Genomic DNA, 19,833 nt, shown 5'->3' on the forward strand with positions numbered 1-19,833 from the left:
TCGCGGTCGGGCCATGACGGCCCCCGCCGAGGAAAGGACGGACCTGTGCAGGATGGATGCACCCCCTGGCCGGAGGAGTTCGCCGAACGTTACCGTGCGGCCGGCTACTGGCGCGACGAGACGCTGGGCGAGCTGCTGGGCGGGCTGGCCCGCTCGCATCCCGGCAAGACCGCGCTCGTGGCGGGGGAGGAGCGGTGGAGCTACGCCGAGCTGGACGCCAGGACCGACCGGATGGCGGCCGGTCTGCACCGGATCGGCATCGGCCCGGGAGACCGCGTCGTCGTGCAGCTGCCGAACATCCCGGAGCTGGTCACGCTGATGTTCGCGCTGTTCAGGATCGGCGCCCAGCCGGTCCTGGCGCTGCCGGCCCACCGCAGCAGCGAGATCACGTACTTCTGCGAGTTCACCGACGCGGTGGCGTACGTCATCCCGGACGTGCACGTCGGGTTCGACTACCGGGAGCTGGCCGCGGAGGTGACGGCGCGGGTGCCCACGCTCAAGCACGTGCTGGTCGCGGGGGATCCGGGAGACTTCACCGCGCTGCCCCTGGACGGGGAGCCGGCCGGCCTGCCGAGGCCCGACCCCGCGGGCGTGGCGCTGTTCCTGCTGTCCGGCGGTACGACGGGCGTGCCGAAGCTGGTGCCGCGCGCCCACCAGGAATGGTCGTACAGCGGGCGCGCGGTGGCCGAGGCGTGCGACTACGGCGAGGAGACCGTCCACCTGGTGAGCCTGCCGCTGAGCCACAACTGGCCGCTGACCCACGGACTGCTGGCCACCTTCCACGCGGCCGGCACGCTCGTGCTCGCCCCGGGACCCAGCCCGGACGAGGCTTTCCCACTCATCGAACGGGAAAGAGTGACCGAGACCGGACTGATCCCTGGGGCGGCGCTGCTGTGGATGGAGGCGGCAGAGTGGGACGAGTACGACCTGTCCAGCCTGCGGCGGGTCACGATCGGCGGGACGAAGCTCCAGCCCGAGATGGCCCGGCGGGTGGAGCCGGCGCTCGGGTGCCGGCTCCAGCAGGCCTTCGGCATGGCCGAGGGGTTGTGCGGGTTCCACCGGTGGGACGACCCGCAGGACGTGGTGCTCGTCAGCCAGGGGCTGCCCGTCTCCCCGGCGGACGAGGTCCGGGTCGTGGACGAGGACGACAACGACGTCGCGCCCGGCGAGGTGGGCCGGCTGCTGGCGCGCGGCCCGTACACGGTGCGCGGCTACTACCGGGCGCCCGAGCACAACGCGAAGACGTTCACCGCCGACGGGTTCTACCGGACAGGAGACCTGGTGCGGCTGCTGCCGACCGGACACCTGATCTTCGAGGGGCGGGTCAAGGACCAGATCAACCGGGGAGCCGAGAAGATCGCGGCCGAGGAGGTGGAGAACCACCTGCTCGCCCATCCCAGTGTCAGGGAGGTCGCCCTGGTGGGCCTGCCTGACGACGTGCTCGGCGAGCGCAGCTGCGCCTGCGTGGTGCCCCGCGGCACGCCGCCGACGCTGGCCGAGCTCGCCGCCTTCCTGCGTGACCGCGGTGTCGCGGCCTTCAAGTCCCCCGACCGTCTGGAAATCGTCCCGCGACTCCCGCTCACCCCGCTCGGCAAGGTCAGCAAGAAGACGCTCGCCGGCATGTTCCACTGACCCCACGCTCGCAGAGGACGACGCCGATGCACGTCGCAGACATCGACCTGCAGGGATTCCTGGAAGTTCACGCCAAAGCGACCATCGAGGCGCGCAACAACGCGTGCCCTGCCCTGGCGGTCTGGCGCCAGGACATCGGCCCCTTCGACCCGGCCGGGCTGCTCAGGCCGTTGTTCGAGCGGTCCACGCGCACCTTCGTCTGGGTGTCGCCGCAGACCAGTGTCATGGCCATGGGCAGCGCCACCGACTTCACCCACGTCGGCCGGGACAGGTTCGCCGGCATCCGGCGCGGCTGGGAGAAGACGGCGAGGACCGCGGTGGCGGGCGGTCCTGGCGCGCGTGGTGTGCCGGCGCTGGTCGGCGGGTTCGCCTTCGCGCCGCGTCCCGGCTCGTTGCCGGAGGCGCTGATGTGGGTGCCGCGCGTGCTCATCACGCAGGAGGACGGCAGGGCGACGCTCGCGCTGAGCGTGTGCGTCGACCCTCGCGGCACCACGCCGGACGGTCCCGCGCGCACGGTCGCGGACGCCACCACCCTGCTCGCCGCCGCAGGGGTGCGCCCATGCCCGAGCCCTCAGCTCGCGGGTACGAATCTGGTGGAAATCCCGTCGGCGTCGGAGTGGAAGGCGCTGGTCGCGCACACCGTCGAGCAGATCAGGCGCGGCAGGTTCGACAAGGCGGTGCTGGCTCGGCAGCTGCGGGTGAGCTCGCCCTGCGGCTACGACCTGGCCTCGGTCATGGGGACGCTGCTCGACACGCAGCCGGGCAGCACCGCGTTCGCCGTGGCCGCGTACGGGCAGGCCTTCGTCGGCGCCACGCCGGAGCGGCTGGTCAGCCTGCGCGGCGGGCGGGCCGAGTCGATGAGCCTGGCGGCGTCCATGCCCAGGGGGGCGACCCCGGCCGAGGACGCGTGCCTGCGCGCGGCGCTGATGGAGGACGACAAGTCCCGGCGCGAGCAGAAGATCGTCACCGCGACGTTGCGGCGCGCGTTCGAGGAGGTGTGCGACACCGTCACGGTGCCGGACGAGCCGCACGTGCTGGACCTGCCGAACCTGCGGCATCTGCACAGCCGGATCGTCGGCGAGGTCGCCGACCCCGAGTCGGCCAGCGTGCTCGACCTGGTCGAGCGGCTGCACCCCACGCCCGCCGTCGGCGGGCAGCCGCGGCGGGCGTCACTGGAGTGGCTGGGCGAGGCCGAGCCCTTCGACAGGGGCTGGTACGCGGGCCCGGTCGGGTGGATGAACGACGAGCAGGAGGGCGACTTCGCGGTGGCCATCCGCTCGGCCCACCTGGACGAGGGCACCGCCACGTTGTACGCCGGCTGCGGGATCGTGGCGGGTTCCGACCCGGACGCAGAGCTGGAGGAGACCCGGTTGAAGTTCCGTCCCATGCTCAATGCACTGGCGGTTCCTTTATCCGAAAGGGCACCATATAGACGGGCCGAGTGCAAAGATCTTGACTGAAGGTGTGGGAACCGTACGCGCGACCGGACTCCATCTCCCGTCTGTGGAGGGACTGGAAATATGATCGAAATAACCGATTTGACCAAACGTTATGGCAATAAGACGGCAGTGGATGGTTTGTCATTCAATGTCCATCCTGGGAGGGTCACCGGTTTTCTCGGACCCAACGGGGCCGGCAAATCGACCACCATGCGGGCGATCCTCGGCCTCGACCGTCCCCACGGCGGAAGCGTGACGGTCAACGGCCGCGCCTACGTCGGCCTGCCCCGGCCGATGCGCGAGGTGGGAGCCCTGCTCGACGCCCGCGCCGTGCACCCCCGGCGTACGGCGCGCAACCACCTGCTCTGCATCGCCCAGACCAATGGCATCCCCGCCAAGCGGGTGGACGAGGTCCTCCAGGTGGTCGGGCTCGAGTCGGTGGCGCGCAAACGCGCGGGAGGCTTCTCGCTGGGCATGGGCCAGCGGCTCGGCATAGCGGTGGCGCTGCTCGGCGACCCCAAGGTGCTGTTATTCGACGAACCCGTCAACGGGCTCGACCCCGAAGGCATCAAGTGGATTCGCGAGCTGATGCGCGGCCTGGCCGCCGAGGGCCGTACCGTCCTCGTCTCCAGCCACCTGATGAGCGAGATGGCGCAGACCGCCGACCACCTCATCGTCATCGGCAAGGGCAAGCTGATCGCCGACATCGGGATCAGCGAGTTCGTCCGGCAGGGCTCCAACGTGCTCGTACGCGCCGACGACCAGGAGCGGCTCGCCGCCAAGCTGACCGAGGCCGGCGGCACCGTGCTGCCCGGCGCCGACGGCGCGCTCATCGTGACCGGGCTGGAGGCCAGGCAGGTCGGCAAGGCCGCGCTCGACGCCGAGGTGGTGCTGACAGAGTTGACGCCGCAACGCTCCCTGGAACAGGCCTACATGGATCTGACCCGAGACAGCGTCGAGTTCCAGGCGAGTGCGGCATGAGCGTGGCCTTCGCGGACACCGTCCGCTCCGAATGGACCAAGTTCCGGACGATCCCGTCCAACATCCCCACCATGCTGACCGCCGTCGCGCTCATGGTGTTCCCCGGCGCTCTGACCGCCAACGGCGCCAGCGAGAACTACCAGGCGGCCGACGAGGCCACCAGGGCGGTGTTCGACCCGACCTACATCAGCATGTACGGCGGGTTCCTGTTCGCCCAGATCACCGTGGGCGCGCTGGGCGTGCTCGTGGTGACCCACGAGTACGCCACCGGCCTGATCCGCACCAGCACGACCGTGGTGCCACGGCGCGGCCGGCTGCTGGGCGCCAAGGTGGCCACGTTCGCGCTGATCGCCCTGCTGATGGGCTGGGTGTCCAGCTTCGGCTCGTTCTTCCTCGGGCAGGCCGTGCTCGGGTCCGGCGGCGCACCCACCGCCTCGCTCGGCGAGCCGGGCGTCCTGCGCGCCGTGGCCGGAATGGGCCTGCTCTGGGTGCTGGTCGGCCTGTCGGGCGTGGCGCTGGGCGGCCTGCTGCGCTCCACCATGAGCGCCACGACCGTGCTGGTCGCGGTCAACTTCATCATCCCGATCATCGGGCCGAGGCTGCTGCCCGACGCGGTCGGCGCCTGGGTGCAGACGTACTGGCCCATCCAGGCCGGGCTGCAGATCACCACGACCGTGCAGAGCGCCGAGCGCATGCTCCCGTGGCCGGGCTTCGGGGTGATGGCCGCCTTCACCGCCGTGCTGCTGATCGCGGCGTTCGCCCTGTTCCGCTCCCGCGACGCCTGACCGCCGCACCCCGCACCCCGCACCCGGCGCGCGCCCCGCGCGCCGGGTCTCCGGCATGCCCACACCCCCCGCCCTGGGGCTGACCGGCCGATTTAGTGGGCTGCTAGGGGTTACCCGCCTTATCCCGTCTCGCAAATACTGATGACGCTTGACCGGGAAATCCTGGCGGGGAGGAGCGTTACAACAATGGCGCCGAATTTCGCGAACGGTCAGTGCCGGTCCTTCCGGGGCGACGGGCTGCCGGATCTGCTGGTACGCAACACCGAAACCGGCGAGCTCTTCGTTCACCCGCACAGCGGCGAATTCAACGGGACCGGCACGTTCGGCCCGCCGGTGAAGATCGGCGACGGATTTGGATGGTGGCGGTTCTTCTTCGTCCGCGCCGTGGACGCGTCCGGCGACGGGCGCGCCGACATATGCGCATTCAGCACCAGCGAATACGACATCAATCCCGGTGAGAACGGCGAGTTCGGGTTCTTCCTGCTGCGCAACCTCGGCGGGCCCGGCGAGATCGGCCCGTTCGCCGAGCCGCTGCGCGTGTCCAGCAAGCGCGACGACGGCCAGGAATGGGAGACCATCGGGTTCGCCGACGTGACGGGCACCGGCACCGACGACACGTTCGGCCGCGGCAAGAACGCCGGCAACATCGACCTGTTCCCGCACCGTGACCAGGGCGTCGTCAGGAACGACACCTACGACAAGGAGCCGGTGCGGCTCATCGACGTCGACGTCGACGACTTCCCCGTCGCCATGGCCGACTTCACCGGGAACGGCACCCCTGACCTGCTGGTCCGCCGCCCCAACGGCGACATGGACCTGTTCGAGTTCGCCGGGAAGCCGGGCACGACGACCGCGGGCACGTGGTACACCGTCGCCCGCGGCTGGCAGGACATGCGCATCATGACGCTCACGGACGTCGACCTCGACGGGCGACCTGACCTGCTCGGCCTGCGCCCCGACGGCACGCTCGACGCGTACGCGCACTCCGGCGTCTTCAACCCCCAGGCTCCGCTCGACCTCTTTCGTGAGCCGGTGACCGTGGCCACCGGATTCGGCAAGTACGACGTCGTCAGCTGATCACGCAAGAGCGTTTCCCCGCACTGTTCCCGCTCCGTCGGAATTTGGATTGGTTCAATGTCCTACGAACTCTCCTCTCGTAGTTTTTCCGGCGACGCGGTGGCGATCGTCGGAATCTCGTGCCGGCTCCCCAAGGCTCCGGACCCGCAATCCTTCTGGCGGCTGCTGCGCGACGGCCGCGACGCCGTCACCGACGTGCCCGGCGGCCGGTGGGACGCGCCGGAGACGAGTTCCCTGCGCGGCGGCTTCATCGACGGGATAGCCGAATTCGACGCCGAGTTCTTCGGCGTCTCCCCGAACGAAGCCGCGATGATCGACCCGCAGCAGCGGCTGCTCATGGAACTGAGCTGGGAGGCGCTCGAAGACGCCGGGATCGTCCCGGAGAGCCTGCGCGACACCGCCGCCTCCGTGTTCGTCGGCGCCATGGCCGGCGACTACGCCCAGCTGCTGCAGGGCAACGGGCGCGCGGCGCTGACCCGGCACAGCCTCGCCGGCATCAGCCGGGCCCTGCTCGCCAACCGGATCTCGTACACGCTGGGGCTCAACGGGCCCAGCATGACCGTGGACTCCGCGCAGTCGGCCTCGCTGACCGCCGTGCACCTGGCCTGCGAGAGTCTGCGCAACGGCGAGACGGGCCTCGCCATCGTCGGCGGCGTGAACCTCAACCTCACCGCCGACAGTACCCTTGCCGCGCTGCGGTTCGGCGCCCTGTCGCCCGACGGCAGGTGCTTCACCTTCGACGCCCGCGCCAACGGCTACGTACGCGGCGAGGGCGGCGGCGTCGTCGTGCTGAAGCCGCTGGCCCGCGCGCTCGCCGACGGCGACCGGGTCTACTGCGTGGTCGCCGGCAGCGCCATCAACAACGACGGCGGCGGCGACGGGCTCACCGTGCCCGACCAGCACGCCCAGGAGGAGGTCATCCGGCTGGCCTGCGGGCGGGCCGGCGTGCCGGCCGCCGACGTGCAGTTCGTCGAGCTGCACGGCACCGGCACCCGCGTCGGTGACCCGATCGAGGCGCGCGCGCTCGGCGCGGCCATCGGCGCCGCCAAGGACTCCGGAACGCCGCTGCTCGTCGGCTCCGCCAAGACCAACGTCGGCCACCTCGAAGGCGCGGCGGGCATCGTCGGCCTGCTGAAGACCGTGCTCGCCATCAGGCACCGCACGCTGCCGCCGTCGCTGAACTTCGAGACGCCCAACCCGCAGATCCCGTTCGACGAGCTCAACCTGCGCGTCAACACCGAGACGTCCGCGTGGCCGCGCGAGGACGCGCCTCTGGTCGCCGGCGTCAGCTCCTTCGGCATGGGCGGCGCCAACTGCCACGTGGTGCTCGCCGAGTACCCGCAGAAGCAGCCCGCCACCTCCACCGCCGCACGCCAGGACGGGCCGCTCCCCGGATCGTCCTCCGGGCCGCTGATCGTGCCGCTCGCCGGGCAGAGCGAGGCCGCGCTGCGCGCACAGGCGGGTCGGCTGCGCGACCATCTGCTCGACGAGCCGGGCACCGTTCCCGCCGACGCGGCTTACTCGCTGGCCACGACCCGTACGGCGTTCGACCAACGGGCGGCGATCGTCGTGGACGAGCCGTCAGCCCCTGCAGACGTGCTGGCTGAAGCGCTGGACCGGCTGGCCAAGGGCGAGCCGGCCGCCGGGATCGTGACCGGCCGGCCGAGCACCGGCGACATCGCCTTCCTCTACTCCGGCCAGGGCAGCCAGCGGCCCGGCATGGGCCGTGAACTGTACGAGACGCACCCCGTCTTCGCGCGGACGCTCGACGGGATCGCCGCCTGCTTCGACGGCACACTCGACCGGCCGCTCCTCGACGTGATGTTCGCCGACGAGGGCTCCGAGGCGGCCGCGCTGCTCGACCAGACCGGCTTCGCCCAGCCCGCGCTCTTCGCCTTCGAGGTCGCGCTCACCCGCCTGTACGAGCACTGGGGCGTGCGCCCCGCCCGGCTCGTCGGCCACTCCATCGGCGAGATCTCGGCCGCCCACGTCGCCGGCGTGCTGGACCTGGCCGACGCCTGCGCCCTGGTCGCGGCGCGCGGCAGGCTGATGCAGAACCTCCCGGCCGGCGGCGCGATGGTCGCCGTGCAGGCCACCGAGGAGGAGGTCCTGCCCTTCCTCGACACCACGGTCAGCATCGCCGCGATCAACGGACCGGACTCCACCGTGGTCTCCGGCTCCGAGAGCCGCGTCATGGAGATCGCCGAGGAGTTCCGCGGCCGTGGCCGCAAGACCCACCGCCTGCGGGTCAGCCACGCCTTCCACTCCCCGCTGATGGACCCGATGCTGGCGGAGTTCCGCGAGGTGGCCGAGTCGCTCACCTACCGCGAACCGGCCATCCCGATCGTCTCCAACCTCACCGGGGCCGTCGCGTCCGCCGAGGACCTGTGCTCACCGGGCCACTGGGTGTGGCACGTACGCGAGGCCGTGCGGTTCTGCGACGGCATCCGCGCCCTGGCCGACACGGGCGTCACCACGTTCGTCGAGGTGGGTCCCGGGTCGGTGCTGGCCGCGATGGGGCAGCACTGCCTGCCCGCCAGCCCGTACACGCAGTTCATCGCCACTCTGCGCGATCCGGCAGCGGAACGCCGCAGCGCCGCGCTGGCCCTGGCCGGGCTGCAGGTCAGGGGCGCCACGCTCGACTGGGACGCCGTGCTGCCCGGCGCGCGCCGCGTCCAGCTGCCCACCTACGCCTTCCAGCGCACCTACCACTGGCTTCCCGAGGCGGACGGCTCCGCGCCGCCCCCGCCCCCGCACGCGGCCCCGGCGCCGTCCGCCTCGGGAGAGGAGCCCCGCCCCGACGGCGCGTCGCTCGCCGACCGCCTGCGCGGCCTGCCGGAGGCCGAGCAGGAGCAGACCCTCCTCGAACTCGTACGCACCTGCATCGCGCTTGTCCTCGGCCACGCCAACGCCGCCACCGTGGACACCGGCACCGCCTTCAAGGCGCTCGGCTTCGACTCCTTCAGCGCCGTCGAGCTGCGCAACCGGCTCAACGCCGCCACCGGGCTGCAACTGCCCAGCTCGCTGCTGTTCGACTACCCGTCGCCGCGGGCGCTGGCGGGCTTCCTGCGCGCGGAGCTGGCCGGCGAGCACGTCGCCCAGGCCGTGGTGGCCGCCAGACCCGTGGCCGACGAGCCGATCGCGATCGTCGGTATGGCCTGCCGTTTCCCCGGCGGGGTGTTCTCACCGGAGGACCTGTGGAATCTGGTGGACTCCGGCCGGGACGCGATCGGCGAGTTTCCCGTGGACCGCGGCTGGGACCTGGACAGGTTGTACGACCCCGATCCGGACAGCCGTGGCACGACGTATGCGCGGCACGGCGGTTTCCTGTACGGGGCGGGCGAGTTCGATCCGGCGTTCTTCGGGATTTCGCCGCGTGAGGCGCTGGCGATGGACCCGCAGCAGCGGCTCCTGCTGGAGGCGTCGTGGGAGGCGATGGAGCGGGCCGGCATCGACCCCGCCGGGCTGCGGGGCAGCCGTACCGGCGTGTTCGCCGGCGCCACGGCCCAGGACTACGGGCCGCGCCTGCACGAGGCCACGGGCAGCGCCGAAGGGTACGTGCTGACCGGCACCACGGCCAGCGTCATCTCCGGGCGGGTCGCGTTCACGTTCGGGTTCGAGGGCCCGGCGGTGACGGTGGACACCGCGTGCTCGTCGTCGCTGGTCGCCCTGCACCTGGCCGCGCAGTCGCTGCGGACCGGCGAGTGCGACCTGGCCCTGGCCGGCGGCGCCACCGTGATGGCCTCACCGGGCATGTTCGTGGAGTTCTCGCGTCAGCGGGGGTTGTCGCCGGACGGGCGGTGCAAGGCGTTCGCGGCCGGTGCCGATGGCACGGGGTGGGCCGAGGGTGTCGGCATGTTGCTGGTGGAGCGGTTGTCGGATGCGCGCCGGCATGGTCATCGGGTGCTGGCGGTGGTGCGTGGTTCGGCGATCAATCAGGACGGTGCGAGTAACGGGTTGACGGCGCCGAACGGTCCGTCGCAGCAGCGGGTGATCCGGCAGGCGCTGGCCAACGCGGGGTTGTCGGCGGCCGAGGTGGACGCGGTCGAGGCTCATGGGACGGGGACGTCGCTGGGCGACCCGATCGAGGCGCAGGCGCTGATCGCCACCTACGGTCAGGATCGGGATCGGCCGTTGTGGCTGGGGTCGTTGAAGTCGAACATCGGTCATGCGCAGGCGGCTGCGGGCGTCGGCGGTGTGATCAAGATGGTGATGGCGTTGCGGCGCGGGATGTTGCCGAAGACGTTGCACGTGGATGAGCCGTCGCCGCATGTGGACTGGTCGGCGGGCGCGGTGGAGCTGCTGACGGAGGCTCGTTCGTGGGACGAGCTCGACCGCCCGCGCCGCGCCGCCGTCTCCTCCTTCGGCATCAGCGGCACCAACGCCCACGTCATCATCGAGCAGGGCGACCCGGTCGTTCCCGCCCCCGACGAGGAGTTCGACCTCCCCGCGGTGCCCTGGATCCTGTCCGCCAAGAGCCCCGAGGCGCTGGCCGGGCAGGCCAGGCGGCTCGCGGAATGGGCGACGCCCGACATCCCGGTCACCGCGGCCGGCGCCGCGCTGGCCGCCGGCCGGGCCGCGCTCGACCACCGCGCCGTCGTCGTGGGCGGCGACCGCGACGAGCTGCTGGCCGGCCTGCGAGCCCTGGCCGGCGGCTCAGACGCGCCCGGCGTGCTCGCCGGCAGCGGCCGGCCCGGCCGGCTCGCGCTGCTCTTCACCGGGCAGGGCAGCCAGCGGCCGGGCATGGGCAAGGACCTCGCCGCCGCGTTCCCCGTGTTCGCGCAGGCGCTTGAGGAGTCCTGCGCCCTGCTCGACCCGCAACTGCCGTACCCGCTGCGCGAGGTGATGTTCACCGACCCCGGCGGCGTGCTCGACGAGACCGGGATGACCCAGCCCGCGCTGTTCGCCTTCGAGGTGGCCCTCTACCGGCTGCTGGAGTCGTTCGGCGTGCGGCCGGACGTGCTGGTCGGCCACTCGGTGGGCGAGATCGCCGCCGCCCACGTGGCGGGGGTGCTCTCACTGGCCGACGCCTGCACGCTGATCGCCACGCGGGCCCGGCTCATGGACGCGCTCCCGAAGGGCGGCGCGATGCTGGCGGTGGCCGCGCCTGAGGCGGAGGTGCTGCCGCTGCTCGACGGGTACGAGGGCCGCGCCGGGATCGCGGCGGTCAATGGTCCCGCCGCGGTGGTGGTGTCGGGTGACGAGGCGGCGATCGCGGAGATCGAGAGCCGGACGCAGGCGCGGACCCGGCGGTTGCGGGTCTCGCACGCGTTCCATTCGCCGTTGATGGAGCCGATGCTGGCGGAGTTCGCCGACGTGATCGGCGGTCTCACCTTCCACGAGCCCACGATCCCAATCGTCTCGAACGTGACGGGCAGCCTGGCCGAGCCGGGCCGGCTGACCGACCCCGCCTACTGGGTCGAGCACGTACGCGTGGCGGTGCGGTTCGCCGACGGCGTCGCCGCCGCGGGCGCCTCCGTCCTCCTGGAGGTCGGGCCCGACGGCATCCTCACCGGAATGGCCCAGCAGGCGCTCGCGGACGGCGTCTTCGTCCCCGCCGCGCGCAGGGATCGCGAGGAGAGCGGCGCCTTCGTCCAGGCACTCGGCCGGCTCCACGCCGCCGGCGTCACCGTCGACTGGGACGCCTACTTCGGTTCCGCCCCCGCGCTCCACGTCGACCTGCCCACGTACGCCTTCCAGCGGCAGCGTTACTGGCTGGAGGCGCCCGCCTCCGCCGAACGACCCACCGAGCACGTCGGCCTGTTCGAGACCGACTGGGTGCCGGTGCCCGCCGTGCCCGCCGCCGCCGAGCCCGGCGACGTGCTGCTGCCCTGGGAGAGCCCCACCGGCGACGAGCCCGCCCGCGCCCGCGCGGCCGTGCTGCGCGTGCTGGCCGCCGTACAGGAGCGGCTCGGCCGGCCCGAGTCCGGCCGCCTCGTGATCGTCACGGAGGGCGCGACCGGCGACACTCCCGACCTCGCCGCCACGGCCGTGTGGGGGCTGGTCCGATCGATCCAGACGGAGTACCCGGGCCGGTTCGTGCTCCTCGACCACGACAACGACGGCACCCCCGACGGCATCGTCCCCTCGGCCCTCTCCTACGACGAGCCCCAGCTGGCGATCAGAGCCGGCACGATCCACGTCCCCAGGCTCGCCAGGCGCGACCAGCCGGTGGGCGACCCGCCCTGGAACCCGGACGGCACGGTGCTGGTCACCGGCGGCACCGGCGCGCTGGGCCGCACCGTCACCCGGCACCTCGTCGCCACGCACGGCGTACGGAACCTCGTCCTGGTCACCCGCGACCCGCGCTCGCCCGGCGCGGTCGCGGTGGCCGCCGAGCTGGCAGAGCTCGGCGCGCACGCCGAACTGGTCGCCTGCGACGTCACCGACAGGGACGCGCTGGCCGGGCTCGTCGGCTCCTGCGAGACCCTGACCGGTGTCGTGCACATCGCCGGCGTCCTCGACGACGGCGTCGTGCCCGCGCTGACCCCGGAGCGGCTCGACACCGTGTGGCGTACCAAGGCCGAGACGGCCTGGCTGCTGCACGAGGTGACCCGCGACCGCGACCTGTCCGCGTTCGTGCTGTTCTCGTCGTGCGCGGCCACGCTCGGCAGCGCCGGCCAGGCCAACTACGCCGCCTCCAACGCCTTCCTCGACGGCCTCGCCCGGCACCGCCGCGCGCTCGGCCTGCCCGCCACCGCCCTCGCCTGGGGGCTGTGGGACAACTCCGCCGGCGGCATGGCCGGGACGCTCGCCACGTCCGACCTCGCCCGCTGGGCCCGGCTCGGCGTCGCCCCGATGCCGCAGGACAAGGCGCTCGAACTGCTCGACTCGGCGCTCGCGGGGAACGCCGTCACGACCCTGCCGGCCCGGCTCAGCCTGGCCAAGGTCGCCGAGCCCGTGCCGGTCATGCTGCGCGCGATGTTGCGCAAGCCGATCGAGCGCCGCGAGGCCGGCGGGCCCGACGAGGTGCCGCTGGCGCAGGCCCTGCGCGGGCTGGGCCCCGAGGAGCAGGAACGCACGCTGCTCGACCTCGTACGCGGCCAGGCCGCCCTCGTGCTCGGCCACGTGACGCCGAACGTCATCAGCGCGACCGGCGCGTTCAAGGAGGCCGGCTTCGACTCGCTGACCGCCGTCGAGCTCCGCAACCGGCTCAACACCGCCACCGGGCTGCAACTGCCCAGTTCGCTGCTGTTCGACTACCCGTCGCCGCAGGCGCTGACCGAGCACCTGCGCACCGAACTGCTCGGCGGGTCCGCCACCGCCGCCACGGCGGTCCGCACGACCGGCCACGACGAGCCGATCGCGATCGTCGGCATGGCCTGCCGCTACCCGGGCGGCGTACGCTCGCCCGAGGACCTGTGGGAGCTGGTGGCCCAGGCCCGCGACGCGGTCGGCGAGTTCCCGGCCGACCGTGGCTGGGACCTCGACCGGCTGTTCGACCCCGACCCCGGCAAGCGGGGCACCACCTACACCCGGCACGGCGGCTTCCTCTACGACGCGGCCGACTTCGACGCGGCGTTCTTCGGCATCTCGCCGCGCGAGGCGCTGGCCATGGACCCGCAGCAGCGGCTGCTGCTGGAGGCCTCCTGGGAGGCGCTCGAGGACGCCGGCATCGACCCCGCCACGCTGCGCGGCAGCCAGACCGGGGTGTTCACCGGCATCGCGCCCATGGAGTACGGCCCTCGCCGGTACGAAGGCGCCGACCACGTGGAGGGTTACCTCCTCACCGGCGGACTGGCCAGCGTCGCCTCCGGCCGGGTGTCGTACACGTTCGGGTTCGAGGGCCCGGCGGTGACCGTGGACACGGCGTGCTCGTCGTCGCTGGTGGCGCTGCACCTGGCGGCGCAGGCGTTGCGGTCGGGCGAGTGCGACCTCGCGATGGCCGGCGGGGCGATGGTGATGGCCTCGCCCGGCACGTTCGTGGAGTTCTCGCGCCAGCGCGGCCTGTCGCCGGACGGCAGGTGCAAGGCGTTCTCGGCCGACGCGGACGGCACCGGCTGGAGCGAAGGCGTCGGCGTGCTGCTCGTCGAGCGGCTGTCCGACGCGCGCCGCAACGGCCACCAGGTGCTCGCCGTCATCAGGGGCAGCGCGATCAACCAGGACGGCGCCAGCAACGGCCTGGCCGCCCCCAACGGTCCGTCGCAGCAGCGGGTGATCCGGCAGGCGCTGGCGAACGCGGGTTTGTCGCCGGCCGAGGTGGACGCGGTGGAGGCGCACGGCACCGGTACGAAGCTCGGCGACCCGATCGAGGCCCAGGCGCTCATCGCCACCTACGGCCGGGAACGTCAGGACCAGCCGCTCTGGCTCGGCTCGCTGAAGTCCAACCTCGGCCACGCCCAGGCCGCCGCCGGTGTCGCCGGGGTCATCAAGATGGTCATGGCCATGCGGCACGGCGTGCTGCCGAAGACCCTTCACGTGGGCGAGCCCTCCCCGCACGTGGACTGGTCGGCGGGTGCGGTCGAGCTGCTGACCGAGGCCCGCCCGTGGGACCAGGGGGACCGGCCGCGCCGGGCCGCCGTGTCGTCGTTCGGGGTGAGCGGCACCAACGCCCACGTGATCATCGAGCAGGGCGATCCCGCCGACGAGACCACCGGCGAGGACGGGCGGCTGCCGGTGGTGCCGTTGCTGGTGTCGGCGAAGGACGGGCGGGCGTTGCGGGCGCAGGCCGGTCGGTTGGCGTCGTGGCTGGAGTCGGAGTCGTCGGTTGCGGTGTCGGATGCGGCGTGGTCGCTGGCGACGGGCCGGGCGGTGCTGGAGCAGCGCGCGGTCGTGGTGGGTGCTGGTCGGGACGAGTTGGTGGCGGGCCTGCGGGCGCTGGAGCCTGTGGGGGTCATGCCTGTTGGGAAGCTGGCCTTGTTGTTCGCGGGTCAGGGTAGTCAGCGGGTCGGCATGGGCAGGGAGCTCGCCGAGGCGTTTCCCGTGTTCGGCGCCGAGTTGGACGAGATCTGCCGGGTGTTTGAGCCGTTGTTGCCGCATTCGTTGCGTGAGGTGATGTTCGGCGATCGCGGGGGTGTGCTGGATGAGACGGGGATGACGCAGCCTGCGTTGTTCGCGTTCGAGGTGGCGCTTCATCGGTTGTTGGAGTCGTTGGGTGTGCGGGCGGATGTGCTGGTGGGGCATTCGGTCGGTGAGATCGCGGCTGCTCATGTGGCTGGGGTGTTCTCGTTGGAGGATGCGTGCACGCTGGTGGCGGCTCGTGCGCGGTTGATGCAGGCGCTTCCTTCTGGTGGGGCGATGCTGGCGGTGGCCGCGTCTGAGGTTGATGTTCTGCCGCTTTTGGCGGGTCGTGAGGATCGGGTGGGGATCGCGGCGGTGAATGGTCCTGCTGCGGTGGTGGTGTCGGGTGATGAGGCGGCGGTCGCGGAGATCGAGAGCCTGGCTCAGGTGCGTACTCGGCGGTTGCGGGTGTCGCATGCGTTCCATTCGCCGTTGATGGAGCCGATGTTGGCGGAGTTCGCCGAGGCGATCGGTGGTCTTGCTTTCCACGAGCCCGCGATCCCGGTCGTGTCGAATGTGACGGGCCGGTTGGCTGGGCCGGGTCAGCTGACCGTTCCTGCTTACTGGGTGGAGCATGTGCGTGGCGCGGTGCGGTTCGCTGACGGGGTGGTCTCGGCTGGGGCGTCGCATTTCTTGGAGGTGGGTCCGGATGGGGTGTTGACCGGGCTGGCGCAGCAGAGTGTCGAGGATGCGGTGTTCGTCCCGGCTGTGCGCAAGGACCGTGACGAGACCCGCGCGTTGATGGAGGCGCTGGGCCGGCTGCATGTGCAGGGGATCGCTGTGGACTGGACGAAGGTCCTGACTCCCGGCCGGTTCGTCGACCTGCCCACGTACGCCTTCCAGCACGAGCGGTTCTGGCTGGAGTCGGGCAGACCGGTCGGTGACGTGACGGCCGCCGGGCTGAGCGCGGTGGAGCATCCGATCCTCAGCGCCGCCGTGCCCGCGCCCGACTCCGACTCGATCACTCTCACCGGCCGGCTCTCGCCGGCCGCGCTGCCCTGGCTCGCCGATCACGTGGTCAACGGCACGGTCATCCTGCCCGGCACCGCGTTCCTCGAGATCGCGTTGCGGGCCGCCGCGGAGACCGAGGACTGCGTGACGGTCTCCGAGTTGACCATCCAGGCCCCGCTCGTCATCACGCCCGAGCACCCCGTACAGCTCCAGGTGGTCATCGACGGTCCGGACGACGGCGGGCGGCGCGGCGTCGCAGTGTACTCCCGTACGGAAGGCGACACCGCCTGGCAGCGGCACGCCCAGGGAACCCTTGGCCCGGTCGCCGCCGAGCCCGCTTTCGACCTGGCCCAGTGGCCGCCGCCCGGCGCGCGGCCCGTCGAGCTCGGCGCCTTCTACGACGACCTGGCGGCGACGGGTCTGGAGTACGGTGACACGTTCCAGGGCCTGGTGGCCGCGTGGCAGCACGACGGCTCGGTGTACGCCGAGATCGTGCTGCCCGACCAGGCGCAGGCGGACGCGGAGCGGTTCGGGTTCCATCCGGCGCTGCTCGACGCGGTGCTGCACTCCATCACTCTCGGGGACCTGCTGCCGCGTACCCAGCCGGGCCAGCCTTATCTGCCCTTCGCATGGTCCGGCGTCTCCCCGCACGCGGCGGGCGGGACGACGGCACGTGTCCGTACGACGGCGAAGGGGCCAGGCGAGTTGTCGCTGAGCGTCGCCGACCAGTCCGGTGCGCCCGTCCTCACGGTGGACTCGCTGGTGGTGCGGCCCGTCACGACCGCCCTGCGGAGCGGGACCACCCCGTACACGCTGGACTGGGTGACGGCGACCGCCTCCGGGCCGGAGCCGGAGCGGGTGCTGATGCTGGACGACCTGGCGTCGCTGCGCGAGGCGGTTGCGCCCGGCCAGGAGGTTCCTGAGCTGGTCCTGGCGCCGGTCGCGTCCGGCGGAGGCCGGGACAGGACGTACGAGGTGCTCGCGCTTGTCCAGGAGTGGCTGTCGGAGGAGCGGTTCGCGCGGTCAAGGCTGGCGCTCGTGACCATCGGCGCGGTCAGCGTGACCGACGGCGAGTCGCCCGACCTGTCCACCGCCCCCGTGTGGGGGCTGGTGCGCTCCGCCCAGTCCGAGCACGTCGGCCGGTTCGTGCTCGTCGACACCGACGAGCACCCCGGCTCGGCGGATGCGATGTTGCGCGCCTGCGCGTCCGGCGAGCCGCAGATCGCCCTGCGGCAGGGCCGCGTCCACGTCCCCCGCATCGTCCCTGCGGCCAGCCCGCCCGCCACCGAAGGCACGGGCGAGGCGGCCGACGGCACCGTGCTGCTGACCGGCGGCACAGGAGAGCTCGGGGCGCTGGCCGCGCGGCGGCTGGTCACCGAGCACGGCGTACGTCACCTGCTGCTGGCCAGCAGGCGCGGCACGGCGGCGCCCGGCGCGGACGACCTGGTGGCCGAGCTGACCGAGACGGGCGCGCAGGTCACTGTGGCCGCATGCGACGTGGCGGACCGCGACGAGCTCGCCGCCCTCCTGGCGGGCATCCCCGAGGAACATCCGCTGACGGGCGTCGTGCACCTGGCCGGGATCGTGGCCGACGGCGCCGTGACGTCGCTGACGCCCGACCACGTCGACCGCGTCTTCGGGCCGAAGGCGGACGCGGCCTGGCACCTGCACGAGCTCACCCAGGATCTCGACCTGGCGTTCTTCGTGTTGTACTCGTCGGTCGCCGCCACGGTCGGCAGCGCGGGCCAGGCCAACTACGCCGCCGCCAACGCGTACCTGGACGCCCTGGCCCTGCACCGCCGGGCCCGGGGCCTGCCGGCCGTCTCCCTCCAGTGGGGACTGTGGGAGTCCGACCACGGCATGGCCGGTGCGCTCAGCCAGCTCGACGTGGCGCGGCTCAGCAGGGTCGGGCTCGCGCCGCTCCCCGTGGCGGAGGGCATGGCCCTGTTCGACGCGGCGCTCGCCCTCGACCAGGGTGTGCAGATCGTGGCCCGCCTGGACACGGCCGCGCTACGCCGCCAGGACGAGATCCCCGCGATCTTCCGCGCGCTGGTCAAGGCGCCGGCGCGCAGGACGGCCGCGCCCAGGCCGGCGACCATGCGCGCCGACAAGGGCGCGCTGCTCTCGCTCATTCGTACGAACGTCGCGCACGTGCTCGGCCACGCCAACGCCGACACCGTGGACCCAGGAACCGCGTTCAAGGACCTCGGCTTCGACTCGCTGAGCTCCGTCGAACTGCGCAACCGGCTCAACACGGCCACCGGCCTGCGGTTGCCCGCCACGCTGCTGTTCAACTTCCCCACCCCCGGCGAGCTGGCCGACCACCTGTACGCGGAACTCAGCGGCGCGTCCAGGACCGAGCAGGTGGCCGTGCGGACCGCGCCCGCCGACGAGCCCATCGCGATCGTCGGCATGGCCTGCCGCTATCCCGGCGGCGTGGCCTCCCCCGAGGACCTCTGGCGGCTGCTCGCCCAGGCGGGCGACGCCATCACGTCCTTCCCCGACAACCGTGGCTGGGACCTGGACGCCCTGTACGACCCCGACCCCGGCCACCACGGGACCAGCTACGCCCGCGAAGGCGGCTTCCTGCACGACGCCGACCGCTTCGACCCCGGCCTCTTCGGCATCTCGCCGCGCGAGGCGACCGCGATGGACCCGCAGCAGCGGTTGCTGCTGGAGACGTCGTGGGAGGCGATCGAGCGGGCCGGAATCAGCCCCAAGGCCATGCGCGGCAGCCGCACCGGCGTGTTCGCCGGGGTGATGTACCACGACTACGGCACCCGCCTGCCGCAGGCGCCGGAGGGCTTCGAAGGGTTCGTGCTCAACGGCAGCGCGGGCAGCATCGCCTCCGGCCGGGTCGCGTACACGTTCGGCCTCGAAGGGCCGGCGGTGACCGTGGACACGGCGTGCTCGTCGTCGCTGGTGGCGCTGCACCTGGCGGCGCAGTCGCTGCGGTCGGGCGAGTGCGACCTGGCCCTGGCCGGCGGCGTGACCGTGATGGCCACCCCCAACGTCTTCGTCGAGTTCTCCCGCCAGCGCGGCCTGTCGGCCGACGGCCGGTGCAAGGCGTTCTCCGCCGACGCGGACGGCACCGGCTGGGGCGAGGGTGCGGGCATGCTGCTCGTCGAGCGGCTGTCCGACGCCCAGCGCAACGGGCACCACGTACTCGCCGTCGTACGCGGGACCGCGATCAACCAGGACGGCGCCAGCAACGGCCTGACCGCCCCCAACGGCCCCTCCCAGGAGCGGGTGATCCGGCAGGCGCTGGCCAACGCGGGCCTGACGGTCGCCGACGTGGACGCGGTCGAAGCCCACGGCACCGGTACGAGGCTCGGTGACCCGATCGAGGCGCAGGCCATCCTCGCCACGTACGGGCAGGACCGGGAGCAGCCGCTCTGGCTCGGCTCGCTGAAGTCCAACATCGGCCACACGCAGGCCGCAGCCGGTGTGGGCGGGATCATCAAGATGGTGCTGGCCATGCGGCACGGCGTGCTGCCCCAGACATTGCACGCCGACGAGCCGTCGCCGCACGTGGACTGGTCGGCGGGCGCGGTCGAGCTGCTGACCGAGGCCCGGCCGTGGGAGGAGCGCGACCGGCCCCGCCGCGCCGGCGTGTCGTCGTTCGGGGTGAGCGGCACCAACGCCCACGTCATCATCGAGCAGGGCCCGGCCGCCCCCGAGCCGGCCGCCGCCGTCACCGAGCTGCCCGCCGTGCCGTGGCTGATCTCCGCCAACGACGTGGGCGCGCTGCGCGAGCAGGCAGGCAGGCTCGCGGCCTGGGCGTCGGCGAACGACGTCGACCCGGCCGTCACCGGTAAGGCGCTAATGTCCGCCCGGTCGATGCTGGAGCAGCGCGCGGTCGTGGTGGGTGCTGGTCGGGACGAGTTGGTGGCGGGCCTGCGGGCGCTGGAGCCTGTGGGGGTCATGCCTGTTGGGAAGCTGGCCTTGTTGTTCGCGGGTCAGGGTAG

General features: G+C 72.4%; 6 protein-coding genes. All 6 read left to right on the forward strand.

Translation table 11 applies throughout. The features are described from left to right. Positions 1 to 45 precede the first annotated feature (45 nt). Entirely contained in the window at positions 46 to 1,632 is a 1,587-nt protein-coding gene (locus GUY59_RS28385) for a (2,3-dihydroxybenzoyl)adenylate synthase (RefSeq protein ID WP_138207311.1), read from the forward strand. Between the two features lie 26 nt (positions 1,633 to 1,658). Then, a complete protein-coding gene (locus GUY59_RS28390) occupies positions 1,659 to 3,092 on the forward strand; it encodes an isochorismate synthase (protein WP_138207309.1) in 1,434 nt (477 codons plus the stop codon). A 60-nt stretch (positions 3,093 to 3,152) separates the two neighbouring features. Next, the gene (locus GUY59_RS28395; RefSeq protein WP_138207307.1) at positions 3,153 to 4,052 is read left to right on the forward strand and encodes an ABC transporter ATP-binding protein; all 900 of its coding nucleotides are present in this window, start codon (positions 3,153 to 3,155) and stop codon (positions 4,050 to 4,052) included. Then, on the forward strand, positions 4,049 to 4,837 hold the full coding sequence (locus GUY59_RS28400; RefSeq protein ID WP_138207305.1) for an ABC transporter permease: 789 nt from the start codon (positions 4,049 to 4,051) through the stop codon (positions 4,835 to 4,837). The genes GUY59_RS28395 and GUY59_RS28400 overlap by 4 nt, the downstream gene beginning before the upstream one ends. A gap of 186 nt (positions 4,838 to 5,023) precedes the next feature. Continuing rightward, complete coding sequence (locus GUY59_RS28405; RefSeq protein ID WP_161714742.1) at positions 5,024 to 5,914, forward strand: FG-GAP repeat domain-containing protein; 891 nt, start codon at positions 5,024 to 5,026, stop codon at positions 5,912 to 5,914. Between the two features lie 57 nt (positions 5,915 to 5,971). Continuing rightward, positions 5,972 to 19,833 (forward strand): type I polyketide synthase (locus GUY59_RS28410; RefSeq protein ID WP_161714743.1); only part of this gene is annotated, 13,862 nt, incomplete at its 3' end.

The sequence above is a fragment of the Nonomuraea sp. K271 genome, from assembly GCF_009908215.1.
Lineage (GTDB): Bacteria > Actinomycetota > Actinomycetes > Streptosporangiales > Streptosporangiaceae > Nonomuraea > Nonomuraea longispora.